The following is a 20,383-nucleotide window of genomic DNA, read 5'->3' on the forward strand; positions in this document are numbered from 1 at the left end:
GGTGCGGGTAATCACCAGGCGGGGCGGGCGGGACGCTGTACAACTCCCCGACGCGGCGCACCTCGAATCGTGCGGTCCGCATCGGGTTCGACCTGTTAGGGAGCCGTGCCGACGGTCCGTGTGACGTGGTCCGGTGTGACCACTTCGGTGATGCCGCGCGCCATCAGATGTTCCTTGTCGTCGGCGCGGCCGGCGAGGACCGTGGTGGGCCGGGCCCCGTCGGCCGTGAGACGGGCGAACGCCTCGAAGACGGCGCCGCCGGGGGCACACACCGAGCGGTTCGGGGCGGCCTCGTCGTCACCGGCGTCGACGACGAGCGCGGTGGTGCGCGGCGCGGGTGCACAGGGACGGGCGCGCCGGTCCGCGACGATGCGGGCGAGGGCCTTCGCCGCGGGTTTCGGCTGCCGCTCGCTCGTCAACAGCCCCAGGCTGTACTCGAGTTCGGGGAAGTCGGCGAGATCACGGCTGACGTCGTGCGAGCACCACCACGTCACGCCCCACAGGTCCGGGCAGTCGAGCGCGTTCTCGACGGTGGCCTCGGTGAAGTGCGCCGCGTGCTCGGCCGGGACGAGCGGCGCGGGCGCGCCGACCTCCTGCAGCCAGACGGGCCGGTGCGGATCTCCGGCCCAGGCTTTGGACAGCTCGACGAGGTACGCGGCATGGTGCTCGGTGGCCGTCCCGGTGCGGCCGTGGCGCTGCGCCGTACCGTTGAACACCCACGAATGCACCGCGGTGAGCGCGCCGAGCCGTGCGGAGTGCGCGGGCGTGAACGGCTGGTCGTCCTGGTACCAGGCGGCGTCGTACGAGGCGTGCAGATGGGTCCGCCCCGGCGCGCCCTCCTCGCACGCGGCGAGCACACGGCGCAGCCAACTCCCCGCCTGCTCCGCTGTGATGCGGTCCGGGTCGGGGTGCGGGCCCGCCGCGAACTGGTTGACCTCGTTGCCGATCGTCATGCCGATGAAGTTGGGCCGGTCGGCGAGCGCCCCGGCGAGCGTGCGCAGATACGCCTCCTGGCCCTCGACCACATCAGGGTCCGTGAAGAGGTTCCTCCTGTGCCACGTCTGCGTCCACGCGGGCAGGAAGTCGAAGCTCGACAGGTGGCCCTGCAGACCGTCCACGTTCACGTCGAGCCCGCGTTCGGCCGCCGCGTCGGCGAGCTGGACGAGCTGCTCGACGGCGCGCGGACGGATCAGGGTGCGGTTGGGCTGGAAGTACGGCCACAGGGGGAACACCCGGATGTGGTCGAGACCCAGCGCGGCGATCGAGTCGAGATCGGCGCGCACGGCGTCCAGGTCGAAGTCGAGCCAGTGGTGGAACCACCCCTGGCTGGGGGTGTAGTTGACGCCGAAGCGCACGGCAGAGGTCATGCGGAGTCCTGGTTCTGTGGTACGTGGGGGCCTCGGTGACGAGATGTCCGCGGTACGGGCGTCAGCCCTTGACGGCTCCCTCGCCGACCCCGCGGAAGAAGTACCGCTGGAGGCAGGCGAAGAGGATGATCAGCGGCGCGACGGCGATGATCGTGCCGGCCGCGACGATCCGCTCGTCGTTGGCGAAGGTGCCGTGCAGATAGTTCAGGCCGATGGTGAGGGTGAACTTCGCCGGGTCGCTGAGCACGATCAGCGGCCACAGGAAGTCGTCCCAGGCGCCCATGAACGCGAAGATCGCGACGACCGCGAGCGTCCCCTTCACGGACGGCAGCGCGATCCGCAGGAAGCGCTGCCAGGCGTTCGCCCCGTCGACGAAGGCGGCCTCCTCGATCTCGTACGGCAGGTTGAGGAACGCGTTGCGCATCAGCAGGACGTTCATGGCGGCGATGCAGCCCGGCAGGACCACGCCGACGAGGGTGTTGTTGAGGCCGAGTTCGCGCATGGTCGTGAACTGCGCGATGACGATGCTCTCGACGGGCACCAGCATCGCGAGGATGAACACGAGGGTGGCGATCTTCCGGCCGCGGTAGCGCAGCCGGGCGAGCGCGTAGCCCGCGAGAGCGGAGCCGACGCAGTTGGTGACCACGTTCGCGGTGGCAACCTTCAGGGAGTTGAAGGCATAGTCCCAGACGGGGATGGTGTCGGCGACGCGCTCGTAGTTGTGGAGAGTGGGATCGCCCGGCAGGAACTTCGGTGGGGAGCTGAAGATGTCCTCGTGCGTTCCCTTGAGGGAGGTGGACAGCTGCCAGAGGAAGGGCCCGACGGTGATCGCGAGCACGGCGAGCAGCAGCGCGTAGCGCAGTACGAGCTCCCAGACGCGGATACGTCGGCCGTTCTCGTCGGTGACACACGGCGCGCGCCGGCGCCGAACGGGCCCCGGATCCGGAGCTGTTGTGGCGCGGACGTCCTCGGTGACGCTCACGCGTCCTCCTTCCGGTCGGCGCGGAGCACGAGCAGCATCAGCGCGACGGTGACGACGAAGACGACGACGGAGATCGCCGAGGCGTAGCCGACGCGGCCGGTCAGGCCCGTGCCGGTGCGCTGCACGAGCATCACGAGCGTGGTGTCCTCGCCCGCGGGGCCACCGTTGGGCCCCGCCATCAGATAGACCTCGGAGAACACCTTGAAGGCGGCGACCGAGGAGAGCGCGGCGACCAGGACCATGGTGGAGCGCACGGCGGGCACGGTGACGGTGAAGAAGCGGCGCACCGCGCCGGCACCGTCCACCGAGGCGGCCTCATGCAGCTCGCGCGGCACGTTGGCCAGCGCCGCCAGGTAAATGATCATGTAGTAGCCGAGGCCCTTCCAGACCGTGACGGCCATGGCGCTCAGCAGGAGCAGCCACTGGTCGCTGAGAAAGCCGACCTTGCCGATCCCCACGGCTTCGAGCAGCGAGTTCACCAGGCCGCGCTCGTCCAGCATCCACACCCAGATCAGGCCGACCACGACGATGGACGCGACCACCGGCGTGTAGAAGGCCGACCGGAAGAAGGTGATGCCCGGGATGTTCTTCTGGACGAGGAGGGCGAGCAGCAGCGGAAGGAGTACGAGGGCGGGGACGACCCCGACCATGTACAGGACACTGTTGCGCAGCCCCGTCCAGAACATGTCGTCGTGCAGCAGCTCCCGGAAGTTGGCCAGTCCCACGAACTCACCGGGGATCAGGGTCCGCCGGTCGGTGAAGGAGTTGACCACGGTGGAGACGAACGGATACAGGATGAAGACGGCGACGACCAGCAGCCCGGGAGCGGCGAACAGCCAGGGGCTGGTGGGCAGATGGCGTCGGACGCGGGAGGCCGGCCGCTCGCCCGAGGGCTTCGCGGGTGACGTCACATCTGCGTTCGCCGGGGATTTGGCGGCGGTCTTCACGGTCGGAAGGGGACTCGTCATGATGTACGGCTCCGGGGCTCAGCCCTGCTGCTGGAGCAGCCGGTCGCAGGCCTTGACAGCGTTGTCAAGTGCGGTCTTGGGGCTCTCCTTGCCCTGGAGGGCCTTGGCCACGGAGTTCCGCAGCTCGGTCTTCATCTGCTCGCTGAACAGGACCGGCGTGTAGTTGACCGCGGACTTCAGCGAGTCCGCCGCGGCGATCCGCACCCGCGTCTCGTCCGAGCCGTCCTGCTTCGTGAAGTACGGGTCGTCCAGGGAGCCCGCGGTGCTCGGGAAGATGGCGACCTTCTTGGCGAACTCCATCTGGTGCTGCGCGTCGGTGACGTAGTGCGCGAACGCCACGGCCGCGGGCTTCTGCTTGGAGCGCGAGTTCACCATCACGCCCATCACGTACATGTTCACCTTGCCGGTGCTGGTGATCTGGTCCGTGATCCCGATGTTCTTGTAGAGGCTGGGCGCGTCCTTCTTGAACTTCGACAGGTCGAGCGCGCTGCCCGGGTTCATCGCCACGGCCCCGGTCAGGAACTTCTTGCCGGTCGACTCGGGCGTCGCGGTCAGCGCCTGCGGGTCGAGCGCCTTCGCGTCGTACAACTCCTTGTACTTCGTGAGGAGTTCGACACCCTTGGCGTCGTTGAACGCGAAGCCGGTGCCCTCCTTGTTCATGAGCGGAGCGCCGTAGCGGCCGAAGTCCTCGATGGTGGGGACGTTGGCGAGCGTGGCCACCTTGCCCTTGCTCTTCTTCGCGAGCTGGAGTGCGTCGTCGAAGAGCGCGTCGTACGTCTTCGGAGGCTGCGACGCGTCGAGTCCGGCCTGCTTGAACAGGCTCTTGTTGTAGAACAGCGGCCCGGTGTTGAGGTACCACGGGAAGGCGTACGTGCCGTCCATGCCCGGTATCTGGTGGCTCGCCCAGGCCCCCGGCAGGTACTCCTTCTTGTACTTCGAAGCCGCCTTGTCGAGGTCGAGCGCGAGGCCGGCCTTGGCGAGCGGGGCGACGAGGTCGGGGGAGACGTTGACGACGTCGGGCAGCGTGCCGCCGGCGGCATCCGCGCTGATCTTGTCGGCGTAGCCCTCGCCCGGCTGGTCGATCCACTTCACGTGCGTGCCGGGGTACTTCTTCTCGAAATCCTTGACCAGGCCGTCGAAGTACGGCTTGAAGTTGGCCCTCAGGTTCCACGTCTGGAACGTGATGCTGCCTTCGATCTTGCCCGTGGCGTCCGTCGAGCCGCTGTCGTCACCCCCGGAACCGCACGCGCTCAGCGGCAGGACGAAAGCGATGGCGGCGGCAGCGGCTAGTGCTCTGCGAGAGATGGGCACGGTGACACGGCTCCTTTGCGGCGGCGTCGAATGTTGCCGTGCAGACCCTGCATTGCGATCACGGAAAAAGTCAATGCATTCTCTGGAACTGCCAGCGGTCGCCTGGAAGGACGCCAGGTCAGAGCAGTGGAGTAGACCTTTTGCAAGGCGAAACTAATGCGCTTTAGAGTCTTGAACTCAAGCGCATTAGTGGCTGACCGTATGCGCTAGGCTGGTCGGGGCCCACCGGGGTTCCACGGGGAAAGGGGCACCTGTGCCAGCCAAGCGGTCTCCCGCGCGCCGACCGACCATGAAGGACATCGCGCTCAGGGCGGGTGTCTCGGAGAGCGCCGTGTCCTTCGCGCTCAACGACCGGCCAGGAGTCTCCGAGGTGACCCGCGACCGGGTGCGGCGGGTGGCCGAGCAGCTCGGCTGGCGGCCCAGCACGGCGGCCCGCGCCCTGTCCGGCGAAGGCGCGGCCACGGTCGGCCTGGTCGTGGCACGCCCGGCGGACACGCTGGGCGTGGACTCGTTCTTCCTCCAGCTCATCTCCGGCATACAGGAAGTCCTGGCGGAGCGTCACCTCGGCCTGCTGTTCCAGGTGGTGGAGGACGTCGAGGCGGAGTGCGCCGTCTACCGGCGCTGGTGGGCCGAGCACCGGGTGGACGGCGTGCTCGTCGTCGACCCCCGCACGGCCGACCCGCGCCCCGCACTCCTCGACGAACTCGGGCTGCCCGCCGTGGTGATCGGCGGAGTGCCCGACGCCGAGCACCCTGGCATGTCGACGGTGTGGGCGGACGACGCCGGCGCGATGGCGTCGGTCGTCGACGAGCTGTACGCGCTCGGGCACCGCCGCATCGTCCACATCGCAGGCCTGCCGGGCCTCGCGCACACCGAGCGGCGCATCCGCACCCTGCGCGCCGAGGCCGAGCGCCGCGGCCTGACCGAGGTGCGCTCCGTGACCACGGACTACTCGGACGCCGAGGGCGCCGCGGTCACGCGCCGCGTCATGGAGGGCGACACACCCCCGACTGCGCTCGTCTACGACAACGACGTGATGGCCGTCGCCGGGGTCGCCGCCGCCGGTGAACTGGGCTTCTCGGTCCCCGGCGACGTCTCGGTGGTGGCCTGGGAGGACTCCCCGCTGTGCCGCATGGTCAAGCCCTGGCTGTCGGCACTGTCCCGCGACACGGTCCAGTTCGGCCGCACCGCGGCCCAGGAACTGACGGCACTCCTGGACGGCGGCCCGTCACGGACGGTCCAGGTCCCGCTGCCGCGCCTGATCGAGCGCGACAGCACGGGGGCGGCGCGGGGCGCCGAGACAGGGGCGAGCGGGGGCAGCTGACGAGCGGCCGACGTCGGTTGCCGAGCCCCCGTCACGTACTCACGCTCACGCACCCCGGCGCTCCCGTCAGTGGCCGTGCGGCAGCATCCGGCCGACGGCCTTCCACGCGTCATGAACGCGGCCGTGATGAGCGGACGCTGCCACCGGTCCGGCCGCGCGCGGCGAAGGCATCGTCCGCGGCTCCCAGTCGCAGGGCGGAGCCGCACGGGCGGTGCGCGGTCCGCCGTACTCCTCCTCGCGCCCCCTGACCGCGTCGTGTTCCTTGAGCGCCACGCTGATGAGGGTCAGCAGGAGCGCCACGTCGTCGTCGCAGTCGAGCAGCACGGTGATCCACGAGGCGCCGGGGCGCACCCGGATCGCGGTGCTGTCGCGCAACTGCGGAAGGAGGCGTTCGACCGCCGTCCGGGTGAGGTACAGATCTGCCGCATCGTTGGCATGGAAATGCACGATGTCGCACCCCGCTGTCCCGAAGGAGCGCCCTACAGCGCACCGGGGAGAGCCACTTACCAGGTTCGGCCACGACTCCAACTGGGTCATGGCGCGATGGGCCGCGGTCATGTGGACATGGTTGCGCACTCTTCACCCCGTCAACCAGCCCTATTCACCGCCTGCTTGATGAATCGGCGGTTTCGGGAACCTCATGGGGGAGGAAGGGGACGGACCGACCCCGTGTCGAAGCCTTCGAGCAGTGCCCCCCGGAACGCCTCGCGCCCATCGCTGAGCCACGCCTGAATCCGGTCCCAGCGCTCCCAGCCGCCGCGGTCGCGCAGCGCCTGGACGAAGGCGGGGTCCCCGTCGGCCACGCGCCGGGCGACGAAAGCCCGGCATACCGCGGCGGCCTGTTCGACGACCTCCGGCAATTCGGCGCGCTCCCGCTGCGAGAGCCCGTAACTGTCCGCGAGGAGCCGCAGCCGGCCCGGGGCGTCCAACGGGTGAGAGGGGTCAGGTACCGGATAGTGCGGGGCCGCGGACTCGGGGTCCCGCATCGGGACCCAGTAGCCGGCGGTCATCGCGACATCCCAGACCGGGCGCCCCGGGGCTGCCTGGTCGAAGTCGATCAGGGCCACGGCGCGGCCGTCCCGGAAGACGACGTTCTCCAGGCACACATCGTTGTGGCACAGCATCGTTCCGCCTTCGGGATCGGCCAGCTCCCCGGACCAGCCGGCGGATACGTCCACCGCGACGCGCGCACTCGCCTCGTGCAGGCGCCTCAGCAGGGCCCCGACAGACCGGAGCGCGGTCTGCGACATGGCCCACGGCGGAAACGGCGGGACGGCCACGTGGCCGGGAACGAACCCCAACTGCTCACGCCCGTCGGCACGGACGCCGACCGGCACCGGAGCCGCGTCGAATCCCTGATGCCGCAGCGCCGCGAGGTAGGCGTGGAGCGCCCGGACATTCGGCGGCGCCGGCCGCTCGACCACGTCGCCCCGCCGGAAGACCGCGCCCGCGTTCATCATGCCGCCCGCCAGTTCGTGGCTGTCCGCAGGCCCCGTGTCCCCAGTCATGCCCGTCACACTAGCGGCGTGGCCCCGGGCGTGGTGCTCGAGTCGCTACGGTGCTGAAGTGACCGGATCCGAGCACCTTCCGCTGCTCTTCCTCGACGTCGACGGGCCGCTGATTCCGTTCGGCGGGCCGCCGGAGTGCTACCCGACGTACCCGATGTGCCGGCCAGGAGGCCCCGACCCGCTGGGCGCCGACCTCAACCCCCTGCTGGCCAGGATCAACCCCGAGTACGGCCCCCGGCTCGCGGCGCTCCCGTGCGAGCTCGTCTGGGCGACGACCTGGATGGAAGAGGCGAACGACTGCGTCGCCCCGCTCCTCGGGCTGCCGCCGCTGCCGGTGGTGGACTGGCCCGACCCGCCGGTTCGGGACGCGCGCGATGAATGGCACGGCGTGCGTGGCCTGCACTGGAAGACCCGTGCCCTGGTCGGCCAGGCGCAGGGCCGTCCCTTCGCCTGGGTCGACGACGAGATCACCGACATCGACCGTGCCTGGGTCTTCGCACATCACGCGGAACGTGCCCTGCTGCATCGCGTAGACCCTCGACGGGGCCTCACGGAGGCGGACTTCGCCTGCCTCGACGAGTGGTTGCGCGCGGCTGCCGACTGATCCGGGGGGTGAGCGCGCCTGCCTCGACCGTGGTTGCGTGCCGCTGCGGACTGATCCGGGGCGGTGTCGGTGCGTGGGCAGGACGGATCATCAGGCCGCCGCCGTGTCGTCGGTGAGGAGTTCCGCGATGACCTGGCGGGCGATGGAGGCCATCACCGGGTTGCTCTCCCGGTAGGACCGGAGCTCCAGGAGGGCGACCGACAGGGCCCAGCCGCGGCCCCGTGCCCAGGCGTCGTCGTCCGAGCCCGAGCCGGTCCGGAAGACCTCGCGCGCACCGGCGGGCAGCAGGTACCAGGCCGCGATGAGGTCGACCGCCGGGTCACCAAGGCCCAGACAGCCGAAGTCGATGACGGCGCTGAGCCGTCCGTCCGCGACGAGCACGTTCCCGGGCTGCAGATCCGCGTGGATCCACACGGCGGGCCCGGCCCACTCCTGCGCCCGCAGGGCCGACTCCCAGACGGCGGACGCCGCATCACCGTCCAGCTCCGCCCGCAGCTCACGGATCGCCGCACGCGTCACCTCGTCCCGCTCCGCCAGCGGCTCGCTGCGGTAGGAAGCAGGGCCGCCGGTGGGGTCGACGCGCTGGAGTACGGAGACGAACTCCGCCAGGTCCTCGGCCAGCAGAACCGGTTCGGGGGTGAGGTCCGGGGCAGGGTTGGCGCCGTCGAGCCAGCGGTACACGGACCACGGCCACGGGTAGCCCTCGCCGGGATTTCCCTTGCCCAGCGGCGTGGGGACGGCCACGGGGAGCGCTCCGGCGAGCAGCGGCAGCCACCGGTGCTCCTTCTCCACGTCCTGCGCGGAACCGGCGAGCCGGGGCAGCCGCACGGCCATGTCCTCGCCGAGGCGGTACATGGCGTTGGACGTACCCGCCGAGACGACCTCGGTGAGCGGCAGCCCGGCCCACTGCGGGAACTGCGCGTCGACGAGCCGGCGCACCAACGAGGCGTCGATGTCCGCCTCTTCGGGCCGCAACTTACGAGGGCACATGGAAGCCTTTCGCGAAGAGCCACATGGCGCGTCTGCCGTTGCGCCAAGATACGGAGGCGGGCGCCGCCGGCCCAAGCGATCAACCGCCGATGACTGCCCGCCCTTTACGTGGCCCGACGTGCGACCTGGGCGTCGAGCGCGGCGCAGAGCCAGTCGTGGGCGGCCCCCGGTGTCGGCCGCGCAGGACCGGTCAGCTCGGCGACGAGCTGCCAGTAGTGGTCGATGCGCGGATCCGCGGCCAGCACCCCGCTGAGCGTGCGGCGGAACGCGGGGGTGTCACGTACGCCCCGTGAGGCGGCGTAGGCGGAGACGAAGCAGTCCAGCGCCTCGCCCTCCCGGGGTGACCGCTGGTCGCACAGGTGCGGTGACGCAAGTGCGTAGGCCTCGCTGAGCCCTTCGTAGAGCACCCCGGGGCGGAACCCGTCCTCCCTACGATGTGCCGCCGGCTGGCCGCGGTCGCCGCCCTCGCAGGAACGCGAGGTGAAGGCGTGCAGCCGGGCGAACGTCAGGACGTGGGCCGGAGTCGGGTCCTCCGGAGGCTGCGGTACGGCCTGTTCGAGGACGGCGGAGACGACCCGGGCGGGCATCCGGAGCGGCAGCCACCGGCGCCAGAACCGGGCCGGTGCCGCCGTGCTGGGCGGGGCGGACATCGCGCCGACGAGCAGCAGCCGCTCGGCGCGCTCGGCGGGCGTGCAGTCCTGGAGCAGTTGAAGCGCGGCCTCCCGCCAGCGCAGCGCGGCCAGTTGGGAGCCGATGTCCCGCAACTGCCCGGCGACGACGTCCTCAAGAGCGCCGTCCAGCCCGTCCTCCTCGCCCAGCACGCGCCGCACGTCGGGCACCGGCAGGTCGAGGGCGCGCAGGGAGCGGATGACGCGGAGCCGGTCGAGCGCCTCGGGCCCGTACCGGCGATGGCCACCCGTACTGCGCGGGCCTTCGGGCAGCAGACCACGGTCCGAGTAGAAGCGGACCGTCTTGACGGTGACGCCCGCGCGCTCGGCGAGCTCCCCGATGGACCACATGCTGTCGGCGGGCACGGCTTGAACCTCCCTCAGGGGGAGTTCCTACGGTACCGGCGAGCGCGGACGGCCGGTGCGGCCGGTCCGTGGACAACGGCGCGGAAGGAGAGGGACATGACGGCATTCATTCTGGTGGCGGGGACCCACACCGGCGGCTGGGTATGGCGGGAAGTGGCCGCCGGGCTGCGGGACGCGGGGGCGCGGGCGTACGAAGTGACTCTCAGCGGCATGGACGGCGGCGGTGGTGCGGCGGGGCCGGGTGTGGACCTGGAGACGCACATCGAGGAGCTGGTCCGGCTGATCGACCGCGTCGAGGGGCAGGACGTGGTCCTCGTCGGCCACTGCTACGGGATCCACCCGGTGCGCGGTGCCGCGGACCGGCGCTCCGAGCGGATCTCCAGGATCGTCAACGTGGATGTCGGCATCCCCGAGGACGGCGACCCGGCCCTCAAGCTGGTACCCGATCAGACGGACCGCGAGCGCGTGCTGAGCCTGGCCCGGGAAGACAGCGCCGGGACGCTGCCCGCGCCGACGGTGGAGGAGTGGCAGCGCTGGGGCAGCGTCGCCGGCCTTCCGGCCGACGCACTGGCACGGCTGACCGAGCAGGCCGCTCCCCAGCCCCTGCCCACGCTCACCCAGCCGCTGCGGCTGTCCGGCGCGGTCGCCGAACTGCCGACGACCGGCGTCCTGTGCACGGCCAACGGGTCGAGCATCGCCGTGGTCGAGGCCATGGTGGGCTTGGGTGATCCCGCGTTCCAGGCCCTCGCCGACCAGGGTGTCACCTTCTTCGAACTCGGCACCGGGCACTGGCCGATGCTCTCCGCCCCGCGTGAGCTCGTGGACGTCCTGCTCCGGGCCGCCGCGGGGAAGGGACACCGCGTGGCCGCCGTGCGCGAGCAGCCCACGCATCTGCGGCCGTTCCTCATGGACGTCAAGGAGCGGCCCCGGGAGCGGACCGGCCGCGTCGACCTGCATCTGCCGGACGCCGAAGGTCCCCGGCCTGCTGTGGTGTTCGTCCACGGCGGACCGGTACCGGCCGGTGCCCGGCCGACACCGCGCGACTGGCCCGCCTTCGTGGGCTACGCGCAGTACGCGGCGAGCCTGGGAGCCGTCGGCGTGACCGTGGACCACCGGCTCCACGAGCTGACCGCGTACGGGCGGGCCGCCGACGACATCGCCGGGGCGATCGAACTGGTACGGGCCGATCCACGCGTGGACGGCGACCGTGTCGCGCTGTGGTTCGTCTCCGCAGGCGGACTCCTTGCGGCCGACTGGCTCGGGGCGCCGCCGTCCTGGCTGCGGTGCGTGGCGGCCTCGTACCCGATTCTCGCGCCGCTGCCGGGTTGGGGGATCGCCGACAGCCGGTTCCGCCCGGCGGCGGCGGTTCGTGGTGCGGGGCGGCTGCCGATCGTGCTGACGCGGGTGGGGCTCGAACGCCCTGAAATCGCGGTGACGGTCGAGGAGTTCGTGTCCGCGGCAGCGGACTGCGGCGCCGCGCTCGAGGTGATCGACGTTCCGCTCGGCCACCACGGCTTCGAGACGATCGACCCCACCGACGAGTCGCGCGATGCGGTGCGACGGGCCATGCGCTCGGTACTCGGACACTTGGGAGCAGGGACCGACTAGGGCGTGTCCGCATCCGGGGTGAGGGTGTGGACCGCGTCGAGGAAGACCCGGCGGTCGGCCGCGGGGAGCCGGGCCAGGAGGCGGTCCTCGTGCGCGTGGATGTCGGCCTGCGCGGACCTGCGCAGACGCCGGCCGTCGTCCGTGATGGAGAGGAGCCGGACCCGGCGGTCGTGCGGGTCCGGGGTGCGGGAGATCAGCCCGGACTCCTGCAGTGTGTCCAGCGTGGAGATGATCCGGGTCTTGTCGGCGCCGATCGCCGTCGCGAGCGCGGCCTGGGTACGGACGGGGCCGTCGTCCAGGGCGCTGAGGACGACGTATCCCCACATCGAGATCCCGTGCGACGCGAGCACCGGCAGCTCGGCGGCGATGAGGGACCGCACCAGGGGCTGCAGCATCGCGGCGAGGTCGCGCCGTCCGCCGTTCTTGGCCATCACGCGCCGATGATAGACGTTGACATGTGATAGGCGTCAGCGGATCATAAGCGTATGCCTACGAATAAGGATCTGGTCGCGCTCGACGCGGAAGCGGTGCGTACGAGCGTCGACGTGGTGGCGCGGGCGACGGCCGGGGACCTGGTCAGGCCGACGCCGTGCGCCGGGTGGACGCTGCGTGACCTGCTCGGTCACATGGCCGCGCAGCACTACGGATTCGCAGCGGCCTCGCGCGGAGAGGCGGACATCGCGGTGTGGCAGCCGCGTCCCCTGGGGGACGACCCCGTCGGTGCGTACCGCGCGGCTGCCCAGCACGTCCTGGAGGCCTTCGCCGTCGACGGGGTGACGGAGCGGGCGTTCCCGCTCCCGGAGATCCGCGACGGCGGACCGTTCCTGGGAGCGCAGGCCGTCAGCTTCCACCTCGTCGACTACGTCGTGCACTCCTGGGACGTGGCCCGGACACTGGGTCACACGGTGACGTTCGACCCCGAACTCCTCGATGCGGCGCTCGCCGTGGCGCGGGTGGTGCCCGGAGGGGAGGCGCGCCGCGGCCCCCGTGCGGCCTTCGCGCCGGCGATCACGGCCGACGGCGGGACCCGGCTGGACGAGATCGTCGCGATCCTGGGCCGCTCACCGGCATGGCAGCCGGGCCCTGCCTAGGCTCTGTCGTGCGGAGGGCTCGGCCCGACAGCGGTGTGCCGGTCACCCACTCCGTCCCGCGAGGACCCCGTGCGGGGTGAGCCGGCTGCGGAGCGCTCCGAACAGGGCGTCCGCGGCCAGCGCCAGGACCGCCACCCACAGGGCGGCGGCGATCACCCCCGACAGGCCGTACGACACCTGGTTCAGGATGATGTCGCCGAGTCCGCCGCCGCCGGCGACCGCGGCCAGGGTCGCGCTGGAGATGACGTACACCGCCGCGATCCTGATGCCGGTGAAGAGCACCGGCAGGGCCAGGGGCAGCTCGATGCGGGTGAGGATCTGCCACTCCGTCAGGCCCATGCCGCGTCCGGCGCGCACCAGATCCGGGTCCACCTGCTCGACCGAGAGGTACGCGTGAGTGAGCACCGGCGGGACCGCCATCACCACCAGTGCCGTCAGTACATTGACGAATCCGATGCCGAGCAGCCCGAGGAAGATCGCGATGAGCGCCAGCGACGGCAGCGCACGGCCGATGTTGGAGATGCTGACGGTGAGGAAGGAACCCTTGCCGCGGTGGCCGAGCCACACGCCGAGCGGGAGGGCGAGGACGAGGGCCACCGCGACGGCGGCGGCGGAAAGCTTCAGATGGTCCACCGTGCGGTCGGCCAGAAGTCCGAAGTGGTCGGCCATGAAGGAGAAACTGGCGAAGAAGGTGTGCATCAGACGGTCCTCCGCGTCCGGGCCCACGGCGTGAGCAGCCGTCCCACCAGCACGATCAGTCCGTCCGCCGCCAGAGCGAGCGCGACGGCCAGCAGCCCGGCCCCGATGAACTGGGTGTTGAACGGCGACTGAAGGCCCTGGATGATCGGCGAGCCGAGCCCTTGGTCGATGATGAACGCGGCGACCTCCACCACGCTGATCGTGGTCACCGTCGCCACGCGCAGCCCGTTGATCACCGCGGGCAGGGCCAGCGGGAGTTCGATGCGCCAGAGGATCTCGCGCCGCGTGAGCCCCATGCCCTCGCCCGCCCGGCGCACCTCCTCCGGCACCTCACCGAGGCCCGTCAGCGACGACTTGAACAGCACCATCAGCGTGTACGACACCAGCGCGATCTCCGCGGTGAGGACGGAGAGGCCGAACACCGGGACGAGCAGCGTGAACAGGGCCATCGGCGGGATCGTGTAGAGGAACGAGGTCAGACCACCGAGCGGCTTCACCAGACGGCGCCGGAAGTGCGCGAGCAACGCCAGCGGAAACGCGATGAGGAATCCGACACCGACCGCGATCACCGTGAGCCGGACATGCTGGACGAGCGCGGGCCCGAACATGCTGGAGAAGTTGGCGGTGAACCAGTCGACGCAGAACAGGCCGTTGTCGCGCACGCAGGAACTGACCGTTCCGAAGTCGGGGATCACCGGCTGTGGGCCGGCCGCCGCGAGCAGGGCGGAACTCACGCCGCCTCCCTGATGAGGTCCACGGTCACGCTGCCGACGGTCTTCCCCGACTCGTCCGCGACCGGCAGCCGCTCGGCACCTCCCGCGAGCAGCGCCGACAGCGCGGTCCGCAGGGTGTCGCCGGTGCGGAGCGATGCCTCGTCGTCGCCGGTCGCCGGGTCGAGCTTCAGCTCGCCGAGGCTGCGCAGCGTCAGCGCCTTGAGGCCGCGGTCCGTGCCGACGAAACGCGCCACGTAGTCGTCGGCGGGCTCGCGCAGGATGCGTTCGGGGGAGTCGTACTGGAGGAGCCTGCCGCCCTTGGCGAGGATCGCGACGCGGTCGCCCATGCGGACGGCCTCGTCGATGTCGTGGCTCACGAACAGCGTGGTCTTGCGGACCTGTTCGTGCAGCCGCAGGAACTCGTCCTGCATGTGCTCGCGCGTCACCGGGTCCAGCGCGCCGAACGGCTCGTCCATCAGCATGATCGGCGGGTCCGCGGCCAACGCCCGTGCGATGCCGACGCGCTGGCGCTGCCCGCCGGACAGCTGGGCGGGATAGCGGTCCGCGTACTCCTTGTGGGGAAGGCCGACCAGTTCGAGCAGGTCGCGGACGCGGTCGGCGGTCCGTGACCGCTTCCAGCCGAGGACCTGCGGGACCGTCGCGATGTTCTCCTCGATCGTCATGTGCGGGAAGAGCCCCGCCTGTTGGATGACGTAGCCGATGGAGCGGCGCAGTTCGATGACGTCCTGGTCGCGGATGCTGCGCCCGTCGATGCGGATGTCGCCGGACGTCAGCTCGGTGAGCCGGTTGACGAGGGTGAGTGCGGTCGTCTTGCCGCAGCCGGACGCCCCGAGCAGGACGCAGATCTCCCCGGCCGGGACGGTCAGGGACAGTGCGTCCACGGCGGGTTCGGCGGAGCCCGCGTAGGTCTTGGTGGCCGCGTCGAAGACGATGTCGGCAGCGCTCTGCATGATCGTGGGCTCCTCGGTCACTTCAGGTCGTTGGCGCGCAGGAATCGGTCGGCGACCTTCGCAGGGCTCAGCCGCATCATGGCGGCGGCCTCGTTCAGCGCCTGCATGGCCTTCTCGGTGAGCAGTGCGTTCACCGCGTCGAGCGGCTCGGTGAGCCGGCTGCCGTACCGCTCGACGAGCGAGCGCCGCACCACAGGCGACACGTTCTGGAAGCCGAAGATCGCCTGGTCGTCCTCCAGGACGGTGAAGTCGTAGCGCCGCAGCTGGGGGTCGGTGGTGAAGACGTCGGCGGCGTCCACGTCACCGTTGTTGAGCGCCGGGTACTGCAGGCCGATGTTGAGCGGCCTGACCTTCATGGCGGAGAGCCGGTACGCCTTGACGATGGCGTCGTAGCCGAGCGGGCCCGTGATGTTGTCGGGGTACTCGGCATACGAGATCCGCCCCATCCGGCGCAGATCGCCGACGGTCCGCAGCCCGTGCTTACGTGCGTCGGAGGTGCGCACGGCGACGGCGTTGCGGTTCTGGAACGGGGTGGGTCTCAGCAGGGTGAGACCGCGCCCCTCCTCGAATCTCTTCGCCGCCTCATATGTTCCGTGCGCCGTGACGGGCATCCTCTTCGGCATCGCGAACGTCTGGAGGATCACGCCCGTGTACTCGGGATAGAGGTCGATCTGGTGGCTGCGCAGCGCTCGGTCGATGATGTCGGCGCTGCCGATGTTCGACTTGAGGACGACCTGGAAGCCACGGGCCGTGAGGATCTGCGCGTACAGCTCGCCCATCACCCACGACTCGGTGAACTGCTTCGAGCCGACGGTGATCACGGGGCCGGTGCCCGCGACGGAGCCCGCCGCCGTGCTCACCCCGGCGGCGGCCGCGACGGCGAGGGAGCCGGTGAGCAGGGTGCGGCGGCGCATGCTCACACTCCCCGGCGAGGTATCACGGCATCGGTGGTGCGGTGGTACACGCGATCGTCCCCCTCGTGGGCGGTGATGGTGTTGGTGACGGTGAACGCCTGGGCATCGGCGCTCATGTGACTGATCGTCATGACCTTCCAGCTCCAGTCGCCGCGCCCGCCCTCCTCGGTGCGTTCGCACTCGACGAGCGCGGAGTGGGGATCGCCTTCGGTGAGGGTGAAGCGGTCGACGCTGTCGGTGCGCCGCCAGGCCCCGTCCGCAAGGTCGGTGAACTCGCCGTCGTCGACGCGGAGGGTGACGACGGTCGTGCCGCTCACCGGATCGTGCTCGACGCGGCGCCCGGTGGCTCCGGGGGACTGGCGCAGCGGCGCGGGCAGATCCGGCAAGGGCTCCCCGTACGGGCGCAGCTTCGCGTCGTCGGCGCTCGCCGGGCGTACGGGCAGGTGCAGCGCGGCGGACGGCGCCGGGTGGAGCGTGACCGTGACGGGCCGCGGCGAGGGCCAGGCCAGGGGCCAGTAGGAGGCCGAGACCGCGACGCGGATGCGGTGACCGGGCGCGAAGGAGTGCGCTGTCGCCACCAGCGGCACGGTCACGTCGTAGGCCCGCCCCGGCTCAAGAGCCTGCGGCTTCTCGTGCCCGTCGCGATGGGTGAGGTTGAGCAGGCCGCGCGTGACCAGACGTGAACTGCCGTCGGGTGCGACGTCGTTGAGGCGTACGGCGAGCTGCGCGTCCGGGCGGTCGGCACTGACGCGAAGGGTCACGTTCGGCACGCCGAGGGTCTCGGCGCTCTCGTCGAGGGGCGCGGTCGTGAAGGTGTGCGAGAGACGGTCGTCACCGTCCTGCGGCCCGAACTGCCCTGCCGCGTCGCCGAATTGGAGCCAGCTGCCACCCGCGGTGCCGATCATCCGAGTGCTGTCGAGGTGCACGGCACGCTCGCGCAGCGGATCACTCCCGGCGGCCGTCCCCGCCGACTCGCCGCCCAGGGGGTACGCGCGCCGGTCGATCCGGGGCGACGGCCAGCTCTCCTCGGCGACCCAGCGCCCCGGCCGCACATCGCGGTCGCTGCCGGGCGCCGCCCACTCGGGCATCCACGCCCGCAGCGCCGGATCGTCCAGGGCGCCGCTGTCCCGCCCGCGCAGAAACTGGTCGAACCAGCGCACGACCTCGGCGTGGAAGTCGATGGCCGGGCCGGGCTCGGCCTGGTGCGGATAGGTGTGGGCCCACGGCCCCACCAGCCCTCGCACCGGCACTTCGAGCCCTTCGAGCAGACGCAGTACGGCCCCGCAGTACGGGTCGTACCAGCCGCCGACGGCAAGCACCGGGGCCTGGATCGCGCCGAAGTCCTCGCACACGGACCCGTGCTTCCAGTAGGCGTCGCGCGCCTGGTGCCGCAGCCACTCCTCCACGTACACGGGGGTGTCCGCCATCCGCCGCAGCCACTGCTCGCGCCGGCCGTCGCCGACGACGGCCGGATCGGCGGGGCGGGCGTTGTAGGCCAGCATGGTCGACGCCCACGGCAGCATCTCGGAGGCGATCAGCGAGCCGCCGGTGTAGTGGACGTCGTCCGCGTACCGGTCGTCCGTCGAGCAGACCGTGACGACCGCCTTGAGCGCGGCCGGGCGCAGCGCGGCGATCTGGAGGCCGTTGAAACCGCCCCAGGACTTGCCGATCATGCCGACGTTCCCGTCGCACCACGGCTGCCGCGCCAGCCAGTCGATCACCTCGACGCCGTCGGCCAGTTCCTGTTGCGCGTACTCGTCGAGCATCAGTCCGTCCGAGTCACCGCTGCCGCGCAGGTCGACGCGGACGGCGGCGTAGCCGGCCTCGGCGAAGCGGGCGTGGAGGCTGTTGTCGCGAGCCGCCGTCGCGTCGTTCTTGCGGTACGGGATGTATTCGAGGACCGCGGGGGCGGGGCGGCTCCCGGTGGCGGGCAGCCACACGCGGGCGGCGAGCCGCGTGCCGTCCGCCAGGGGGATCCAGAGATGGCGCAGCAGATTCGACGGTGCGTCGGGCAAGGTGAAGAACTCCTCGCGAACGAAGGTCACATGCTCAGGTCCGGGCGGGACGGCAGGGCACCGCCCACCACTACTCAACGGCCGTTCAGTAGTGGATGACTGGGCACCCTACCCGCGGCCCCCGCGCGCCGTAACCCCGTGTTTCACCAGTTGGGATCGGGCGGGGGAGAGTGGGGACATGGACACCACGGACAGTTCCGTACAGGACACCCGGCCGTCGTACAGGCTGATTCCCGGGAGCGCGGCATCGCCCGTCCTCCTCCACGTGCCGCACGGCTCGCGTGTCGTGCCGGCGTACGTCCGGAAGGCCATCGTGCTCGACGACGTCTCCCTGGAACGGGAGTTGGACCTGATCACGGACGCCCATACGCAGGACATCGCCGAACTCGCCGCGCGTGACGCGGCGATGACGCCCTGGCGCTTCGTCAACGAACTCTCCCGCCTCGTCGTGGACCCCGAACGCTTTCCCGACGAGCGCGAGGAGATGAGCGCGGTCGGCATGGGTGCGGTGTACACCCGCACCACCCACCGTGAGGTTCTCAGGCCCGAACCTCCCGCCGATGGTCCCGAGCTCCTCGAGACCTACTTCCACACCTACGCCGCCGCGATGACGGACGCCGTCGAGGACCGGCTCGCCGCCGCCGGGCGCGCGGTGATCGTCGATGTGCACTCGTACCCGAGCCGGGCCCTGCCGTACGAACTCCACGGCGCGGGCCCGCGCCCGCACGTGTGTCTGGGCACCGACCCCTTCCACACCCCCGACGCCCTGCTCGCGCAGGCGCGCGCCGCCTTCGGCGGGCTCGGGGGCATCGCCCTCGACACACCGTTCGCCGGGACCTACGTGCCGCTACGGCACTACGGCAAGGACCCGAGGGTCAGCGCACTCATGATCGAACTCCGGCGGGACGTGTACCTGGACGAACCGGTGACGCCCACGCCGGGCCTGCCCGAAGCCGCCACCGCGCTGGCGGAACTGGTGGACATGATCGGCGGCGCGGGCGGCTGAGTCGAACGCACTCCAGCAGATCGCCTCGGCCGAGCGGATTCTTTGCCGGAACGGCAAGAAGGGTCGGTGGCGCGCCATGGCCCGTTGCATGATCGGCGTCAGGGCAGCCATCGCCGGTCGCACCCGGCGTGGCCGCACGGTGTCTACAGGAGGTCGCATGTCGCAGCAGGCCGCGCAAGCCACACACCGACTGGTCGACGGGCCCGCGGGCCGGATCCACCTCGTGGAGCAGGGCACCGGGCCGCTCGTCCTGCTCGTGCACGGGTTCCCCGAGAGCTCGTACTCATGGCGCCGCCAGCTGCCGGCGCTCGCGGCGGCCGGATACCGGGCCGTCGCCCTCGACGTACGCGGCTACGGCCGCTCCTCGAAGCCCGCCGACCCGGTCGCGTACGGAATGCTCGACCTGGTGGACGACAACGTCGCCGTCGTGGACGCCCTCGGCGAGCGGTCCGCGGTGCTCGTCGGGCACGACTGGGGCGCGAACATCGCCGCCTACTCGGCCCTGCTCAGGCCGGAGGTCTTCCGCGCGGTCGCGCTGCTGAGCGTCCCCTACACCCCGCCCGGCGGACCGCGGCCCAGCGACGTCTTCGCGGGCATGGGCGGGAACGAGGAGATCTACGTCTCGTACTTCCAGGAGCCCGGGAGGGCCGAGGCGGAGATCGAGCCGGACGTGCGCGGCTGGCTCGCGGGCATCTTTGCCGCGCTGTCGGCCGACACGATGGCCGCGCCCGGCGCACCCGACCCGCACTTCGTCGCCCGGGGCGGAACGATGCGTGAACGCTTCCCCGTCGACCGGCTCCCCGCCTGGCTCGACGAGGCCGAACTCGACGTATACGCAGGGGAGTTCGAGCGCACGGGACTGACCGGAGCGCTCAACCGTTACCGGAACATGGACCGGGACTGGGAGGAACTCGCCGCTCTCCAAGGCGCCCCCGTCACCCAGCCCTCCCTGTTCATCGGCGGCGCCATGGACGCGTCCACCACGTGGCTGTCCGATGCCATCGACGCCTACCCCACCACCCTGCCGGGCCTGCGCTCGTCGCACATCCTCGACGGCTGCGGCCACTGGATCCAGCAGGAGCGCGGCGACGACGTCAACCGCATCCTCGTCGAGTGGCTGGCCGGGCTCCCCGACGCCTGAGGGCTCGCCTGCCCCGTGCGCGCTGCGGTGACGGGATCCGTGGAAGAAAATCGGGACGGGCTGTCGATCCGGCCCCGCACCGATCGACGCAGGGGTGAGAGCGGGAACGGACCCGCTACCGTCACCACCGAGGAGAC

General features: G+C 71.1%; 20 protein-coding genes. 6 read left to right on the plus strand and 14 right to left on the minus strand.

The window, feature by feature from the left end; all coding sequences use genetic code 11:
• Positions 1–95 precede the first annotated feature (95 nt).
• The 4 genes from CG723_RS12435 to CG723_RS12450 form a co-directional block, all read right to left on the minus strand.
• Complete coding sequence (locus CG723_RS12435; protein ID WP_100593329.1) at positions 96–1,367, minus strand: glycoside hydrolase 5 family protein; 1,272 nt, start codon at positions 1,365–1,367, stop codon at positions 96–98.
• A 61-nt stretch (positions 1,368–1,428) separates the two neighbouring features.
• A complete protein-coding gene (locus CG723_RS12440; RefSeq protein WP_100593330.1) occupies positions 1,429–2,349 on the minus strand; it encodes a carbohydrate ABC transporter permease in 921 nt (306 codons plus the stop codon).
• Positions 2,346–3,317: a carbohydrate ABC transporter permease gene (locus tag CG723_RS12445; RefSeq protein ID WP_100593331.1), complete on the minus strand. Its 972-nt coding sequence runs from the start codon at positions 3,315–3,317 to the stop codon at positions 2,346–2,348. The genes CG723_RS12440 and CG723_RS12445 overlap by 4 nt, the downstream gene beginning before the upstream one ends.
• Before the next feature lie 18 nt (positions 3,318–3,335).
• Positions 3,336–4,628: an ABC transporter substrate-binding protein gene (locus CG723_RS12450; RefSeq protein ID WP_100593332.1), complete on the minus strand. Its 1,293-nt coding sequence runs from the start codon at positions 4,626–4,628 to the stop codon at positions 3,336–3,338.
• Between the two features lie 253 nt (positions 4,629–4,881).
• Here CG723_RS12450 and CG723_RS12455 point away from each other — a divergent pair, with 253 nt between their 5' ends.
• Positions 4,882–5,952: a LacI family DNA-binding transcriptional regulator gene (locus CG723_RS12455; protein ID WP_100593333.1), complete on the plus strand. Its 1,071-nt coding sequence runs from the start codon at positions 4,882–4,884 to the stop codon at positions 5,950–5,952.
• Positions 5,953–6,018: 66 nt separating this feature from the next.
• Here CG723_RS12455 and CG723_RS46180 read toward each other — a convergent pair whose 3' ends face one another.
• Both CG723_RS46180 and CG723_RS12465 read right to left on the minus strand, forming a co-directional pair.
• A complete protein-coding gene (locus CG723_RS46180) occupies positions 6,019–6,399 on the minus strand; it encodes a luciferase domain-containing protein (protein ID WP_442802542.1) in 381 nt (126 codons plus the stop codon).
• Positions 6,400–6,590: 191 nt separating this feature from the next.
• Positions 6,591–7,460, minus strand: coding sequence for a phosphotransferase (locus CG723_RS12465; protein WP_100593843.1), 870 nt, complete (start codon positions 7,458–7,460; stop codon positions 6,591–6,593).
• 58 nt (positions 7,461–7,518) lie between these two features.
• On the opposite strand from CG723_RS12465, the gene CG723_RS12470 reads away from it, so the two are divergent.
• Positions 7,519–8,064, plus strand: coding sequence for an HAD domain-containing protein (locus CG723_RS12470; RefSeq protein WP_100593334.1), 546 nt, complete (start codon positions 7,519–7,521; stop codon positions 8,062–8,064).
• A gap of 90 nt (positions 8,065–8,154) precedes the next feature.
• On the opposite strand, the gene CG723_RS12475 is transcribed toward CG723_RS12470, so the two are convergent.
• Entirely contained in the window at positions 8,155–9,054 is a 900-nt protein-coding gene (locus CG723_RS12475; RefSeq protein WP_100593335.1) for an aminoglycoside phosphotransferase family protein, read from the minus strand.
• Between the two features lie 104 nt (positions 9,055–9,158).
• On the minus strand, positions 9,159–10,088 hold the full coding sequence (locus tag CG723_RS12480; protein ID WP_442802543.1) for a helix-turn-helix domain-containing protein: 930 nt from the start codon (positions 10,086–10,088) through the stop codon (positions 9,159–9,161).
• Positions 10,089–10,184: 96 nt separating this feature from the next.
• Here CG723_RS12480 and CG723_RS12485 point away from each other — a divergent pair, with 96 nt between their 5' ends.
• Entirely contained in the window at positions 10,185–11,696 is a 1,512-nt protein-coding gene (locus CG723_RS12485; protein WP_100593336.1) for an alpha/beta hydrolase, read from the plus strand.
• Here the strand turns inward: CG723_RS12485 and CG723_RS12490 are convergent.
• The gene (locus tag CG723_RS12490) at positions 11,693–12,127 is read right to left on the minus strand and encodes a MarR family winged helix-turn-helix transcriptional regulator (protein WP_100593337.1); all 435 of its coding nucleotides are present in this window, start codon (positions 12,125–12,127) and stop codon (positions 11,693–11,695) included. The two genes, CG723_RS12485 and CG723_RS12490, sit on opposite strands and share 4 nt — an antisense overlap.
• A 54-nt stretch (positions 12,128–12,181) precedes the next feature.
• On the opposite strand from CG723_RS12490, the gene CG723_RS12495 reads away from it, so the two are divergent.
• On the plus strand, positions 12,182–12,787 hold the full coding sequence (locus tag CG723_RS12495; RefSeq protein ID WP_100593338.1) for a TIGR03086 family metal-binding protein: 606 nt from the start codon (positions 12,182–12,184) through the stop codon (positions 12,785–12,787).
• A gap of 42 nt (positions 12,788–12,829) precedes the next feature.
• Here the strand turns inward: CG723_RS12495 and CG723_RS12500 are convergent, their stop codons facing one another.
• Genes CG723_RS12500 through CG723_RS12520 form a run of 5 tightly spaced genes read right to left on the minus strand, consistent with a single transcriptional unit; the run spans position 12,830 to position 18,129 of the window.
• Positions 12,830–13,486, minus strand: coding sequence for an ABC transporter permease (locus tag CG723_RS12500; protein ID WP_234374257.1), 657 nt, complete (start codon positions 13,484–13,486; stop codon positions 12,830–12,832).
• Positions 13,486–14,220: an ABC transporter permease gene (locus CG723_RS12505; protein WP_234374258.1), complete on the minus strand. Its 735-nt coding sequence runs from the start codon at positions 14,218–14,220 to the stop codon at positions 13,486–13,488. The genes CG723_RS12500 and CG723_RS12505 overlap by 1 nt, the downstream gene beginning before the upstream one ends.
• Positions 14,217–15,170 (minus strand): ABC transporter ATP-binding protein, encoded by a 954-nt coding sequence (locus CG723_RS12510; protein ID WP_100593846.1) that lies wholly within the window; start codon positions 15,168–15,170, stop codon positions 14,217–14,219. The genes CG723_RS12505 and CG723_RS12510 overlap by 4 nt, the downstream gene beginning before the upstream one ends.
• Before the next feature lie 17 nt (positions 15,171–15,187).
• Positions 15,188–16,084 (minus strand): ABC transporter substrate-binding protein, encoded by an 897-nt coding sequence (locus tag CG723_RS12515; protein ID WP_100593340.1) that lies wholly within the window; start codon positions 16,082–16,084, stop codon positions 15,188–15,190.
• Positions 16,085–16,086: 2 nt separating this feature from the next.
• A complete protein-coding gene (locus CG723_RS12520; RefSeq protein ID WP_100593341.1) occupies positions 16,087–18,129 on the minus strand; it encodes a CocE/NonD family hydrolase in 2,043 nt (680 codons plus the stop codon).
• Positions 18,130–18,277: 148 nt separating this feature from the next.
• Between CG723_RS12520 and CG723_RS12525 the strand changes: the two genes are divergently transcribed.
• Positions 18,278–19,105, plus strand: a complete 828-nt coding sequence (locus CG723_RS12525; RefSeq protein ID WP_100593342.1) for an N-formylglutamate amidohydrolase — start codon at positions 18,278–18,280, stop codon at positions 19,103–19,105.
• Between the two features lie 157 nt (positions 19,106–19,262).
• Entirely contained in the window at positions 19,263–20,246 is a 984-nt protein-coding gene (locus CG723_RS12530; RefSeq protein WP_100593343.1) for an alpha/beta fold hydrolase, read from the plus strand.
• Positions 20,247–20,383: the final 137 nt, after the last annotated feature.

This window comes from Streptomyces sp. CB01635 (genome assembly GCF_002803065.1).
Taxonomy (GTDB): domain Bacteria; phylum Actinomycetota; class Actinomycetes; order Streptomycetales; family Streptomycetaceae; genus Streptomyces.